This window comes from Symbiobacterium thermophilum IAM 14863 (genome assembly GCF_000009905.1).
Classification (GTDB): domain Bacteria; phylum Bacillota; class Sulfobacillia; order Symbiobacteriales; family Symbiobacteriaceae; genus Symbiobacterium; species Symbiobacterium thermophilum.
Window position 1 is genome coordinate 825,409 of the sequence record NC_006177.1, and the last position, 13,701, is coordinate 839,109.

Consider the following 13,701-nt stretch of genomic DNA (forward strand, 5'->3'; position numbering starts at 1 on the left):
GCCCAAGAATGGGCTGGCAGAGAGGAGGGAAACCATGCAGACCATGACTTCCAAGACCCGGACCTCGCTGGTGATCGGCGGGGTGGCGGCGCTGGTCCTGGTCATCAGCCTCGCGATCTACGCCGTGACCCAGCGGTCGCAGAGTCCGGCGGAGAGCACCAACCCGCTGGAGCAGATCGCGGAGCCCGAGAACGGGACGCCGCTGAGCACCAGCCCGACGTCCAACCCGTCGGCCACGGCCAACCCGTCGGAGGCCGGAACCGGGACGTCGCAGCAGGCGGCCGGCACCGCCCCGGCTGACGGGAGCGACGCCGCCGCGGGCACGGAGGACGGGACAACCCCCGCGATGACGAGGCTTGAAGCCGTCCCCGCCATCCACATCGTGCAGCCCAACGAAACCCTCTACGAGATCAGCCAGAAGTACTACAACACCCACATCTACGCCGGAGACATCGAAGCGCTGAACGGCTTGGAGAACCCGGACCAGATCTACGCGGGGATGGAGCTGAGGCTTCCCCAGCCCTCAGAGCTTCCCGGGTATGGACAGTAAGCCGCAGGAGGCAGGTCCCTGATGGACCTGCCTCCGGCTTTTTGCGCGCGCCGTGGGCGCGCCCCCTCCTGCACTTCCGACCTCTGGCGCAGCCTTGTGATCCCGGTCACGGATCCTCAGCTATACGAAACTTACAATACCGATGAGCATAGTAGCCGACATTCCGCACATGGCGATCTGATCGACCAACTTCCGCAGCCGTCGCCAGGGGCGGGGAGGAGGAACAACATGGAAAAGCGACTCTGGACCGCCGGCGTCATCGGCATCGTGGCCCTGGCCCTCGGGGCTGCGGCGTGGGCCTCCCACCGGACCACCGCCGAAGAACTCCGGGACCTGGCGTGGCGGGTGGAGAACCTGACCCGCACGGTGAAGCCTGCCACGGATTTCGGCAGCCCCCGGGAGGGCGCGGCGGACATCCGCCGCAACCCCACCGACCTGCCCGGGCCGGTGGCGCGCCGGGAGCCCGCGCACGTCAAGGTCGAGCTGGAGACGGTGGAGCTGGACGGCGTACTGGCCGATGGCACCACGTACACCTACTGGACGTTCAACGGCACGGTGCCCGGGCCGTTCATCCGGGTGCGGGCCGGCGACACCGTGGAGCTGACGCTGAAGAACGCAGGGAACTCGGCCAACGTCCACTCCATCGACCTGCACGCCGTGACCGGCCCCGGCGGCGGCGCGGCGTCGACCCAGGTGGCGCCGGGAGAAAGCAGGACCTTCACCTTCAAGGCGCTGAACCCGGGTCTGTACATCTACCACTGCGCCTCGCCCCATATCCCCACGCACATCGCGCAGGGCATGTACGGCCTCATCCTGGTGGAGCCCGAGAACGGGCTGCCGCCGGTGGACCGGGAGTTCTACGTGATGCAGGGTGAGATCTACGCGGCGGGTCGGGCCAAAGACGGCGGCCACCAGCCCTTCGCCGGCGACCTCCTGTACCGGGAGCAGCCCAACTACGTAGTCTTCAACGGCGCCTTCCAGGCCCTGACCGGCGACCAGGCGATGACCGCCCGAGTCGGCGAACGCATCCGGCTGTTCGTCGGCAACGCCGGTCCCAACCCGGCCTCGTCCTTCCACGTGATCGGCGAAATCTTCGACGTGGTCTACACCGAGGGCGGGACCACCGCCGCCGAGAACATCGGCGTCACCCTGATCCCTTCCGGCGGGGCCGTCATCGTCGAGTTCACCGCCGAGGTGCCCGGCCGCTACCAGCTGGTGGACCACTCCATTTCCCGGGCGGTGGACAAGGGCGCCGTTGCGTACATCGACGTGGTCGGCGACCCCAACCCTGAGATCTACCATGACCCGGCCGGCCACCCGATGGGCGGTCACTAGGGGCGGACGCCGGAGGGAGGGATCGCCCGGGGGCCGTCGAATCCGTGACAGGTGACGTTCATCCCGATGGAGGGGGCGGACCCCGCGGTGAAGACTTTCGGCCTCATGATCGCGATCTCGTGGCTGCTTCGAACCCCGCTTGGCCAGTTGCTGCTCCTCCTGCTCGTTCTCTCCTACCTGGACAACCGCTACCTGGGCATCGGCGCCGCCGCCTCGGCGTACATCCACCACCGGCGGCGCATCGCCAGCCTGCGCTACACCGTACAGGTGAATCCCTCGGACGTGCGGGCGATGGTGGAGCTGGGCGAGCACTACCTGCGCAGCGGGGATCCCGCGCAGGCGGCCGGGTACCTGGAGCGGGCCCTCGAGCGGGGCGAGGACAGCGCCCGCGCACACTACCTGCTGGGCGCCGCCTGGGTCCGGGTCGGGCGCGGCGACCAGGGGCGAGACCTGCTGGAGAAGGCGCTGGCGCTGCAGCCCAACGTCGCCTACGGCGAGCCGTACCTGTACCTGATCGAGGAGGCGGCCGCGCGTCGGGACGACCGGCGAATCGAGGAGCTCGTCTCCGAGCTGCGGCAGTTCGAGAGCGTCGAGATCCTCACCCGGGCGGGCCACCTATGCCGGTCCGCCGGGCTTTCGGACCTGGCGCGGCAGCTGTTCGACGAGGCGATCCGCAACTACCAGTACATCCCGGCCAAGATGCGGCGCCGGGAGCGGCGGTGGCTCTGGCGGGCCCGGCTCGGGCAGATGCAGACGCGCTGAGTCCGTGCGGGAGCGTACCCCGGGCAGGGGGCTCGGCACCCCAGGCCGCTGGTGAAGGGATCATCCCACGACTGGAACCGGAGGAGGCGGTGAGCCTCCTCCGGTTCCAGTCATCGCGTCTAATCGCCCTGCTGAAAAGCCGAGGGGTAGACACTGTGACTCCGCCGCTGGGTCCAAGTTCTGCGCGTCGAGCCTCTCCCGGCCCCGGCTCCCGCGCAAAATCTGAACCTGGGCTGTGCGCCTCGGGCCAGATTCTGCGCGTCAACCCCGTCCCGGCCCCCGGCTCCCGCGCAAAACCTGAACCTGGGCTGTGCGCCTCGGGCCAGATTCTGCGCGTCAACCCCGTCCCGGCCCCGGGTTCCCGCGCAAAATCTGAACCTGGGCTGTGCGCCTCGGGCCAGATTCTGCGCGTCAACCCCGTCCCGGTCCCCGGCGCCCGCGCAAAATCTGAACCTGGGCTGTGCGCCTCGGGCCAGATTCTGCGCGTCGACTCCGCCGCGGCCCCCGGCTCCCGCGCAAAATCTGAACCTGGGCTGTGCGCCTCGGGCCAGATTCTGCGCGTCGACCCCGTCCCGGCCCCGGGTTCCCGCGCAAAATCTGAACCTGGGCTGTGCGCCTCGGGCCAGATTCTGCGCGTCGACCCCGTCCCGGCCCCCGGGTCCCGCGCAAAATCTGAACCTGGGCTGTGCGCCTCGGGCCAGATTCTGCGCGTCGACCCCGTCCCGGCCCCGGCTCCCGCACCATCGCGCTTGGCGGCGTACTCTCCTGCTGAGGTGGAACAGCGAGAGGCCCCCGGGGTCACTCGCCCTCGCTCCCCAGGCACACCGGTCGAGGCCCGGCTGGGGCCAGGGACCGGCGCCTTCACCTGCGGAATCGGAACCCCTGACCTTGCGTGGACGGTCTCGCCATGCGCACAGAATCTCGGCCAGGCGTGACGCCTGGCCGCTTTTCGGTGTGCCCGGCATGGGCGCTGACTTGGCGGTGAAAGTCCGCTACGGGCGAGGCAGCACCAGCCCGTTAGCCAAAGGCAAGGGTGTCCGTCGTGAGGCGGAATCTGAAGGAAGCCCGAGGCAAAGCCACGACCCGAGGAACACGAACCCCATAGGAGGCTGTGCCGCTCGGGTGAGCTGGCCGAACACAGCAAAACCCGAAGCTGCCAAAGGGCGGTGCGGTAGATGGGGCGGGTGCGGGGTGAAGGTCAGCGTTCTTACCCGGGGAGATCTGCCGGGAACGCCAGCAACGCTGGTAACCTGCGTCGGGAGACGCAGCTGAACCGGCAGAAGTCAGCAAAGGCCATAGTACCGGCAGGGGGACGCCCCAACCGGGAAGGGCCGAACGTCAGGAAAGGGGTGAACCCGTTGCGTTCGAGCAGCCCGCGACAAACGCAGAAGACCCCGAACGGGACCTGCTCGCCGGAGGTAGCGGTGAAGCCGCAAGGGACGGCGAGAGGGCGGAGTGGGCAGCCGGCACAAGACGGAACGTCACCCCGCGGGGAGCACAGCAACCTGATGGAGCAGGTGGTGGCCAGGGAGAACATGCTGGCCGCCCTGAAACGGGTGGAGCGGAACGGAGGCGCTCCCGGCGTGGACGGTGTCCCCACCGAACGGCTGCGGGACCAGATTCGCGTGGAGTGGAGCCGCATCCGTGAGGAACTGCTCCAGGGGACCTACAGACCGCAGCCAGTCCGCCGGGTCGAAATCCCGAAACCGGGCGGCGGCAAGCGGATGCTGGGGATTCCCACCGTGATGGACCGCCTGATCCAACAGGCACTCCTGCAAGTACTGACGCCGATCTTTGACCCGACATTCTCCGAATCCAGCTACGGCTTTCGGCCGGGGCGGCGGGGTCATGATGCGGTCAGGAAGGCACGTCAGTACGTGGAGGAAGGGTACGACTGGGTCGTGGACATGGACCTGGAGAAGTTCTTCGACCGGGTCAACCACGACGTGCTGATGGCCCGCGTGGCGCGGCGGGTAACGGATAAGCGTGTGCTGCGGCTGATCCGGCGGTACTTACAGGCTGGGGTCATGCTGAACGGGGTAGTCGTGGCGACGGAGGAAGGGACGCCGCAGGGCGGCCCGCTGAGTCCGCTGCTGGCGAACATCCTGCTGGATGACCTCGACAAGGAGCTGGAGCGCCGTGGCCACCACTTTGTCCGGTACGCCGATGACTGCAACATCTACGTCCGCAGCAAGCGGGCGGGAGAACGGGTCTACAGGAGCGTGCGCCACTTCCTGCAGGAGCGGTTACGGCTGAAGGTCAACGAGGAGAAGAGCGCAGTGGACCGGCCGTGGAAGCGGCAGTTCCTCGGGTTTAGCTTCTACAAGCACCGGGGAGTGCGCATCCGGCTGGCCCCGAAGAGCCTGAAACGCGTGAAGGACAAGCTCCGCACGCTGACGGACCGCAACCGCAGCCAGAGCATGGAGGACCGAATCCGGTGCCTGAATGCCTACTTGCGGGGCTGGGTTGGGTACTATGCGCTCTCCGATGCCAGGTCAGCCTTTGAAAGACTCGAAGGATGGCTGAAGCGTCGGCTGCGAGCATGCGTATGGAGGCAGTGGAAGCGTGTACGCACGCGCTTTCGGGAGTTACGCGCCCTCGGTTTGCCCGAATGGGTAGTCTACCAACTCGCCAACAGCCGCAAAGGCCCGTGGCGGATGGCAGGTGGCCCACTAAACAGCGCCCTGGGCGACGCCTACTGGCGTGCCCAGGGGCTGATAAGCCTGACCGAATGCTATGAAGCGACTCGTCAATCCTGGCGAACCGCCGGATGCGGACCCGCATGTCCGGTGGTGTGAGAGGACGGGGGCTAGCCGCCCCCTCCTACTCGATCTATCCGTTCAGGTCCTGCAGCTCGCCGGTTTCCTGGTAGATCGTCCACTCGCCCAGGTTGGTGGCGTGGTCGCCGATGCGCTCCAGGTAGTGGGCGACCAGGAGCAGGTAGACGGCGGGCCGGACGGCCTTCGGGTCGGACTGCATGGCCTGCAGCAGGTCGTCGAAGACCTTGCGGTAGAGCCGGTCGATCTCGTCGTCCCGTCGGGTCATGCGCCGGGCGCGGTCGGAGTCGCCCTGCACCCAGGCGTCCAGGGCTTCCCGGTTCATCTCCTGGACCCGCCGGGCGAGGAGGGGGATGTCGAAGAGCAGCCCCTGCGGCACCGGCCTTTCGAGCCGGAGGACCACCTTGGCGATGTCGGTCGCGTGGTCGGCCATGCGCTCCAGGTCGGTGACGACCTTCAGCACGGTGCCGACGGCCCTGAGGTCGCGCGCCATCGGCTGCTGCAGGGCCATCAGCTGGAGGCAGCGCTGCTGCAGGTCGATGGCCATCCGATCGGCCACCTCATCGCCGTCGACCACCGCCCGGGCCAGGTTCCGGTCCGCCTTCTGCAGGGACTGCACCGCCTTCTCGATCGCCTCGCCCACGAAGACCGCCATGCGCAGCATGTCCCGCTGCAGGTGGGCGAGCTGCTCGTCGAACGCAGAACGGGGAGCCACGGCGCACAACCTCCTTCCGCTCAGCCGAACCGGCCGGTGATGTAGTCCTCCGTGCGCTGGTCCTTGGGGTTGGTGAAGATGGTACCCGTCGGGCCGTGCTCGATCAGCTCGCCCGACAGGAAGAAGGCCGTGTAGTCGGAGATGCGGGCGGCCTGCTGCATGTTGTGGGTCACGATGACGATGGAGTACTGGGCCCTGAGTTCCCGGATCAGCTCCTCGATTTTGGCCGTGGAGATGGGGTCCAGGGCTGAGGCGGGCTCGTCCATGAGCAGCACCTCCGGCTTCACCGCGAGGGACCGGGCGATGCAGAGCCGCTGCTGCTGGCCGCCGGAGAGGCCCAGGGCCGACCGGTGCAGCCGGTCCTTCACCTCGTCCCAGAGCGCCGCCCCCCGGAGCGACTGCTCCACGATCTCGTCCAGCACCGCCTTGCGCCGCTCGCCGTGGATCCGGGGGCCGTACGCCACGTTGTCATAGATCGACATGGGGAAGGGGTTGGGCCGCTGGAACACCATGCCCACCCGCCGGCGGAGGGCCACCACGTCCACGCCGGGGGCGTAAATGTCCGCGCCGTCCAGGGTGATGGTGCCCTCGACCCGGGCGCCCGGGATGAGGTCGTTCATCCGGTTGAGACAGCGCAGGAAGGAGGACTTGCCGCAGCCCGAGGGGCCGATCAGGGCCGTGACCCGGTTGGCCGGGATCTCCAGGCTGATCGACCGCAGGGCCCGGTAGCTGCCATAGTACAGGTCCACGCCCTCGGCGCGCATCCGTATCGTCTCGCTCACCGTCGGGTCAGCCTCCTTCGGGTCTACCGCATGCGCCGCCGGTACCGGTACAGCGGCAGGGCGATCAGGAAGTTGACGAAGAGCACCAGCAGGATCAACAGGGCGGAGGCGCCCATTGCGATCCGGTCCGCGTCGGGCACCAGCCCCTCCGAGGTCACCGACCAGATGCGCACGGCCAGTGTCTCGCCGGCGATCATCAGGTCCGGGTTCGGGAAGTGGCGGGAGGCGGTGACGCCGGCGGTGTAGATCAGCACGGCCGTCTCGCCCAGGGCGCGGCCCGCCACAAGCGTCAGGCCGGTGAGGATGCCTGGCAGGGCGCTGGGCAGCACTACCCGGGAGATGGTCTGCCACTGGGTCGCGCCCAGGCCCAGGGAGCCCTCCCGGTAGGACTGGGGCACGGCGCGTACCGCCTCCTCCGTGTTGCGCACCAGGACCGGCAGGTTAAGCAGCGCCAGGCTCAGGCTTCCGCCCAGGATGGTGAAGCCCCAGCCCATGTAGTTGACGAAGAGGATCATGCCGAACAGCCCCAGCACGATGGAGGGAACCGAGGCCAGGGCCTCCACGGAGAGCCGGATGAGATCCGTCATGCGCCCGGGCTTGGCGTACTCGGCCATGTAGATCCCGGCGCCCACCCCGACGGGGAGGGAGAAGAGCAGCGACAGGCCGGTGATGTAGATCGTGTTGAAGAGCTGCGCCCCCACACCGCCGCCGGCCCGGTAGGCGCTGGAGCGGGTGGTGAGGAACTGCCAGTCGACGACGGGCAGCCCCTCGATGAGGATCGGCAGGAGAAAGCCGGCCAGGATGAGCAGGATGAGGATGCCCGCCGCCCAGAGCACGGCCGTGGCCACCCGGTCGGCGATCTGCTGTCGGGTCATCAGCGGGCCACCCCCCGGTTGCTGACCCAGCGGACCAGCAGGATCATGAGCAGCGAGACCACCAGGAGGCCGAAGGCCATCATGAAGAGCGCCCGGTTCCAGGGCGATCCCGGCGGCGTCTGGCCCATCTCCATGATGATCTGCGAGGTCAGCGTCGCGGTGCCCTTGGTCAGCGACCGCACCAGCACCGGCGAGTTGCCGATCACCATCTGCACCGCGGTCGTCTCGCCGAATGCCCGGGCGAAGGCCAGGATGATGGCCGCGAGAATCCGGGGCCGGGCCGCGGGGAGGGTCACGTTCCAGATCGTCTGCCACCGGGTCGCGCCCAGACCCAGCGATCCCTCCTCGATCGCGGCGTCCACCGCCTGCAGCGCGTCCTCGGACATCCCGATGATGGTGGGCAGGACCATGACAGCGAGAACAATCCCGGCCACCAGCACGCCGAAGCCCTGCCCGCCCAGGTGGTTCCGCACCCAGGGCACCAGCAGCGTCATGCCCACGTAGCCGTAGACCACCGACGGGATGCCGACGAAGAGGTTGGAGGCCTGGCGGAGCACGTGGCGCATCCAGCCGGGGGCGACCTTGGACATGAAGATGGCGCCGGCGAGCCCCAGCGGGGCGCTGATCAGCAGCGCAATGCCCGTGACCGCCAGCGAGCCCGCCATGAAGGGCAGCGCCCCGAACCGGCCCAGGGGCGGGTTCCAGACGGGGCTGAGGAAGAACTCCAGCGGAGAGACGTCCGCGAACAGCCGCAGCCCCTCGGACCCCACGAAGAGCAGGATGGCGGCGATCAGCAGGGCGACCAGGACCGCGCAGCCGGTGAGCACGGCCCGCGCCAGCCGGTCTGCGGTGCGCACCCGGTCCATCGAACCCCTCCTCCGTCGGTGGTCATATCCTTTTCGCAGTCTGCCCGGTCTACTCGGGCCCGGTGAGGGCGGGCAGGATCACGGTGAAGGTGCTGCCCTTGCCCACTTCGCTTTCCACGCCGATGGTGCCGCCGTGGGCCTCCACGATGTGCTTGGCGATCGCCAGCCCCAGCCCGGTGCCGCCGGTGGCCCGGGAGCGGGCCTTGTCCACCCGGTAGAACCGCTCGAAGATCCGTCCCAGGTCCGCCTGCGGGATGCCCGCGCCCGTGTCCGCGACCGCGATCCGGACGCCGTCCCCGTCCCGCCGGGCAGAGAGGGTGATGCGGCCACCCGCCGGGGTGTACTTGATGGCGTTCTCCACCAGGTTGCTCAGCACCTGGACCAGCCGGTCGGGGTCGCCGTTGATCAGGGGCAGCCCATCGGGCGCCTCGGTCACCAACTGAACCCCAGCCCGCTCGGCCTTCTGGGCGAACCGCGCGGCGGTGGCGGCGATGAGTTCGGCCGGGACGGTGGGCCGCCGCTGCATGCGGAACTTGCCCGACTCCACCCGGGAGAGGTCCAGGAGCTCGTCGATCAACGCGCCCAGGTGGCGGCTCTCCCGGAGCATGATCTCGACGAAGTGGCGGGCCGTTTCCGGCTCGTCCAGCGCGCCCTCCAGCAGCGTTTCCGCAAACCCCTGGATGGAGGTGAGGGGGGTGCGGAGCTCGTGGGTGACGTTGGCGACGAACTCCGTGCGCATCTGCTCCAGCTGGCGGGACCGGGTGATGTCACGAAGCATGACCAGCACGCCGCGCTCGCCCCCGCTGGGCGCCAGGGCGAGGCGGGCCTCCAGGATCTGCTCCTGCGGGTGCGCCCGGCGGATCTCCAGCGCCTCGGGCCGGCCGGTGGCCAGCACCCGGGCCAGCCGCTCGTCCAGCTCGAAGTGGTGGGTGACCTCCAGGTGGTCCCGCCCCAGCGCCTCGTGCCGGGAGACGCCCAGCATGCGTTCGGCGGCGGGGTTGACGAGCACGATGCGCCGGCGCTCGTCCAGCAGCAGGATGCCGTCGGCCATGTGCTGGAGGATCAGGTCCATCTGGGCCTTCTCCGCCAGGAGCCGGTCCAGCCGTTCCTGGGCGGCCCGCCGGGCTTCACGGTGCGCGGCGTCCGCGCGGCGCTCGGCGGTGCGCGCCAACCCGCTGGCCTCCCGGTATCCGTAGACCGGCGGGATCAGCAGGGCGGCCAGCAGCGCCAGCCATACGGCCAGATCCAGCGCCCTCGGCCCCCGGGCGAGCGCCGCCTCCAGGCGGCCGGAGGCCGCGTAGGCCAGGGCGACGGTCACCCCCGCGGCCGGCGGCAGGGCGAACCAGAGGAGCGCCGGGCGATACGGACGCCTCATCTGCGCCACCGCCCTACCTGCGCCTCGGCCCGGCGAACCGGTAGCCGACGCCCCGCACCGTCTCGATCAGCCTGGGCTCGGAGGGGTTTTCCTCCAGCTTGGCCCGGAGGTGCCGGATGTGCACGTCCACGGTGCGGACGTCGCCGTAGAAGTCCGGGCCCATCACCCGGTCCACCAGCTCGTCCCGGGTGAACACCCGGCCCGGGGACCGGGCAAGGACGCCCAGGATCTGGAACTCGGTGGGGGTGAGGTCCACGCGCCGGCCGTCGCGCAGGACCTCGTAGCTTGCGAAGTTGATGGTGAGCGGCCCGAGGACCAGCGTGTCCTGGTCCTGGGGTTCCGCACTTCTGCGCGCCCGGCGGAGGATCGCCTTCACCCGCCCGGTCAGCTCCCGGGGGCTGAACGGCTTGGTCACGTAGTCGTCGGCGCCGATCTCGAACCCCACCACCCGGTCGATCTCCTCGCCCCGGGCGGTGAGCATCAGCACCGGCAGTTCGGAGTGGCGGCGGAGGGCGCGCAGGACCTCGAATCCGTCGATCCCGGGCAGCATCACGTCCAGGATCACCAGGTCGATCTCTTCCTCCCGGGCGATGCGCAGCCCGTCCTCGCCGTTGTCCGCGGTCAGCACTTCGAAGCCCGCCCGGCGCAAGTTGTACGCGACCAGTTCGAGGATCGAGGGCTCATCATCGACGACGAGAATCCGCTCGGGCACAGGGAACACCTCCGACGCACAGGGGCCGCGGTCGGCTCAGCGGGCAGTCTCCCGGGTGATGGGCACGAAGCCCAGCTCCGCCACGTACTCCTCCTGGAACTCGGGGCTCAGCACGAACTCCAGGAACGCGCGCGCAAGCCCGGCAGGTTCCCCCTTGGTGTACATATACTCGTAGGTCCAGATCGGCCACCGACCCTCCAGCACGGCGTCCGGGGAGTAGGCGACGCCGTCCAGCGCCAGGGCCTTCACCTTCGACGGCCGGTGATAGGACGCGTCGATGTAGCCGATGGCCCCGGGGGTATACTGCACGGTGGTCACCACCTTGCCGTTGGAGTCCTGCACCAGGGCCTGGGGCGAGATGTCGCCTTCGCCGGCCAGCACCTTCTCCACGATGGTCGCCCGCGAACCCGACGACTGCTGCCGGCTGACGACCACGATCTCCAGGTCGGGACCGCCGACCTCCTGCCAGTTGGTGATCTCGCCCCGGAGGATCCCGGCCAGCTGCTCCATCGTCAGCCCGTCCACGGGGTTCTCGGGGTGGACGATGATGACGAACGGGGCGATGGCGACCCGGTGCTCCACCAGCACGTCGGCCAGCTCCCCGGTGGCCGGGATGTCGGAGTTGCCGATGTCCACGGCGCCGACCGCCACCTGCTGCAGGCCGTTGTACGAGCCGCCGCCGCTGACGTTCACCGTCACGTTGAGGTGCTCCTCCATGAAGATCTCAGCCGCCAGCGAGGCGAGCGGCAGGAGGGCGGTGGAGCCGCTGGCCGTGATGGTCCCCGCCAGGGGGTCGTTGGGATCGGCCTGCGGGCGGCTGCCACAGCCGGCGAGGAGCAGCGTTGCCGCGAGCAGGATGGCCGCCAGCGGGCGACTGCGAAGCACAGCCATGGTGTCTTGCGTCACCTCTCGCCCAAGGTTGCACGTGCCATCTTCACTGTAGCTTATCGATGTTAAGGTTCGGTTAAGATGAAGGGGTTATCCCCGCGACTTGAGCGCGCGGGGCGTCGGCCAGCGCCAGGACCTCGGCGGCGATGGCCAGGGCCGAGGCGGGATGGCCGGCCTGCCTGGCGGCGGCGGCCATGGCGGCGAGCCGCTCCGGCCGGCGGAACAGCAGGTCGTCCGCCGCCCCCGCCAGCCGCTTCACCCCCACGACCCGGGCCGCGCCGGAACCCGCCAGGTACGCGGCATTCTCCTCCTCGGGGCCGGGGAGGGGGTCCAGGAGCAGCATCGGCAGGCCCAGGGCCAGTGCCTCGGCGCAGGTGATCCCGCCGGGCTTGGTGACCAGGAGGTCGGCCTCGCGCATATGGTCGAGGACCTGGTCCGTGAAGCCGAGGGCCGTGAGGCGGGCGTCGCTGCCGTGGCGCCGGCGGATCTGATCCAGCAGCGCCTCGTTCCGCCCGCAGATCACCGTGACCCGCAGGTCCGGGCGCGGCAGCGACAGGAGGGCGTCCACCGCCGCGGCAATGGGCCCGAGGCCCAGGCCGCCGCCGATGACAAGAACCCGACGTACGCCGGAGGAAGACGAACCGGCGGTCGGGCCGGCGGTGCGGTCCGCCCCGGTGCCGTCCGCGGCCAGCGCCATGCGAACCGGAATGCCGGTCGCCCGCACGGCGGCGGCGTCCGCCCCACGGCGGACCAGCTCGCGGGCCGCCTGCTCGGACGCCGTGAAGTAGCGCGCCACGCCGGGCCAGATCCAGAACCCGTGGGGCGCAAAGTCGGTCAGGGCCATCACCACGGGCACCCGCTTCGGCCAGGATCGGTTCAGAAGGTGAAGCGCGGCGCCGGCGGGAAACGGGTGGGTGCCGACGACCACGTCGGGGTTGTACTGCTGCAGGGCGCGCCGCACCGGCCCGCTGAGGACGCGGATGACGAGCCGGCGCAGCGGCCGTCCGGGCGGCAGCCGATAGAGTTGCCGGTAGAGATCGGGCGTGTGCCGGATCTGCCAGAGGTAGGCGCGCCCGACCAGCCCGAGCAGCGGGCTGCGGCACTGGACCACGACGGCCTCGCAGTCAGCCGACAGGCTGCGGCAGGCCGCGGCGATGGCGGTGGCGGCGGCCAGGTGGCCGGAGCCGAAGTCGGCGGAGAGAAGCAGAATACGGGTAGGCACAGCGCCACCTCCGGGCAGCCAAAGATCAGGACAGACCTTGATAATTCGCTCCATTCCACGCGTGCTCCTGTCCCGGTCCGGCCTGGCGCCGCGGTCCCGCCGACCGGGCGGCTCAGGTCTTAGCCTGTCCGATCCCGCCGACCGGCCGCCGGCGGCGCTGCCCCCGCCGGATGCCGAAAGCCAGGCCGACGGCCGCGGCCAGGGCTGCGGCCCCCGCTGCGGCGATGCGCCCGTACAGGTACTGGCGCGCCGTGAGCACCAGATGGTCGCGGCGGCCGGGGATCAGCGTCCACGTCACCTTGCGGCCCGAGGGGTCCAGTTCGCCGTTGGTCTCCCCGATGCGGGCCGGGAGCTCTACGGACACGCGAAAGTCCACGGGCGAGTCGAAGGAGGCCGCCACCGCGTCCAGTTCCGCCATGTCCAGGAGCGTCTCCAGATCCAGTGTGTAGTCGCGCCAGAAGATGCGGTCTCGGATCAGGAAGTGGCCCTTCCAGGTCTCGTCATTCAGGATCAACTCATTCCGGAACGGCGCCACCGCCCTGAAACCGACCATGTCCCCCAGCTGGTAGCGGGTTACCGTCGCCTTCGGATCCTCCCGGAGCTCCGCCTCCAACCGGGCCAGCGGGTCCCTGGCGCGCATGGCTGCCGCCACCGCCAGGAACTCCCGGTCGATGGCGGCGATGATCTCCTTCTCGCCCGTGCCGTCCGGGTTCACCCGCAGGTTCAGTTCCAGGCGCACACAGCCCGCCAGGGCGGCCGCGGCCAGGAGGAGCACCAGGGTTAGAGCCGACAGCCTCCGCAAGCGCAGATCCCTCCCCGGAAACGCCAATTACAGCCATTGT

General features: G+C 69.6%; 13 protein-coding genes. 4 read left to right on the forward strand and 9 right to left on the reverse strand.

Annotation, left to right across the window (positions count from 1 at the left end; all coding sequences use genetic code 11):
- The first annotated feature begins 34 nt into the window (after window positions 1-34).
- The 4 genes from STH_RS03785 to ltrA all read left to right on the forward strand — a co-directional run bounded on the left by STH_RS03785 (window position 35) and on the right by ltrA (window position 5,445).
- Window positions 35-550, forward strand: coding sequence for a LysM peptidoglycan-binding domain-containing protein (locus STH_RS03785; protein WP_011194873.1), 516 nt, complete (start codon window positions 35-37; stop codon window positions 548-550).
- A gap of 228 nt (window positions 551-778) precedes the next feature.
- The gene (gene nirK / locus STH_RS03790) at window positions 779-1,885 is read left to right on the forward strand and encodes a copper-containing nitrite reductase (RefSeq protein ID WP_070105442.1); all 1,107 of its coding nucleotides are present in this window, start codon (window positions 779-781) and stop codon (window positions 1,883-1,885) included.
- An 87-nt stretch (window positions 1,886-1,972) separates the two neighbouring features.
- Window positions 1,973-2,647 (forward strand): tetratricopeptide repeat protein, encoded by a 675-nt coding sequence (locus tag STH_RS03795; protein WP_011194875.1) that lies wholly within the window; start codon window positions 1,973-1,975, stop codon window positions 2,645-2,647.
- A 1,508-nt stretch (window positions 2,648-4,155) separates the two neighbouring features.
- The gene (gene ltrA / locus STH_RS03800; protein ID WP_011194877.1) at window positions 4,156-5,445 is read left to right on the forward strand and encodes a group II intron reverse transcriptase/maturase; all 1,290 of its coding nucleotides are present in this window, start codon (window positions 4,156-4,158) and stop codon (window positions 5,443-5,445) included.
- 34 nt (window positions 5,446-5,479) lie between these two features.
- Here the strand turns inward: ltrA and phoU are convergent, their stop codons facing one another.
- The 9 genes from phoU to STH_RS03845 form a co-directional block, all read right to left on the reverse strand.
- A complete protein-coding gene (phoU, locus tag STH_RS03805) occupies window positions 5,480-6,139 on the reverse strand; it encodes a phosphate signaling complex protein PhoU (RefSeq protein ID WP_043713268.1) in 660 nt (219 codons plus the stop codon).
- A 20-nt stretch (window positions 6,140-6,159) separates the two neighbouring features.
- Complete coding sequence (pstB, locus tag STH_RS03810; protein ID WP_043713271.1) at window positions 6,160-6,903, reverse strand: phosphate ABC transporter ATP-binding protein PstB; 744 nt, start codon at window positions 6,901-6,903, stop codon at window positions 6,160-6,162.
- Window positions 6,904-6,944: 41 nt separating this feature from the next.
- Complete coding sequence (gene pstA / locus STH_RS03815; protein WP_011194880.1) at window positions 6,945-7,796, reverse strand: phosphate ABC transporter permease PstA; 852 nt, start codon at window positions 7,794-7,796, stop codon at window positions 6,945-6,947.
- Complete coding sequence (gene pstC / locus STH_RS03820) at window positions 7,796-8,662, reverse strand: phosphate ABC transporter permease subunit PstC (protein WP_011194881.1); 867 nt, start codon at window positions 8,660-8,662, stop codon at window positions 7,796-7,798. The genes pstA and pstC overlap by 1 nt, the downstream gene beginning before the upstream one ends.
- Window positions 8,663-8,711: 49 nt before the next feature.
- Window positions 8,712-10,037, reverse strand: coding sequence for a two-component system histidine kinase PnpS (gene pnpS, locus STH_RS03825; RefSeq protein WP_050742100.1), 1,326 nt, complete (start codon window positions 10,035-10,037; stop codon window positions 8,712-8,714).
- 13 nt (window positions 10,038-10,050) lie between these two features.
- Window positions 10,051-10,758, reverse strand: coding sequence for a response regulator transcription factor (locus tag STH_RS03830; protein ID WP_011194883.1), 708 nt, complete (start codon window positions 10,756-10,758; stop codon window positions 10,051-10,053).
- Between the two features lie 27 nt (window positions 10,759-10,785).
- Entirely contained in the window at window positions 10,786-11,640 is an 855-nt protein-coding gene (locus tag STH_RS03835; RefSeq protein WP_011194884.1) for a phosphate ABC transporter substrate-binding protein, read from the reverse strand.
- A 73-nt stretch (window positions 11,641-11,713) separates the two neighbouring features.
- On the reverse strand, window positions 11,714-12,859 hold the full coding sequence (locus tag STH_RS03840; protein ID WP_050742101.1) for an MGDG synthase family glycosyltransferase: 1,146 nt from the start codon (window positions 12,857-12,859) through the stop codon (window positions 11,714-11,716).
- Between the two features lie 112 nt (window positions 12,860-12,971).
- Window positions 12,972-13,661, reverse strand: coding sequence for an LppM family (lipo)protein (locus tag STH_RS03845; protein ID WP_043713277.1), 690 nt, complete (start codon window positions 13,659-13,661; stop codon window positions 12,972-12,974).
- Window positions 13,662-13,701 lie beyond the last annotated feature (40 nt).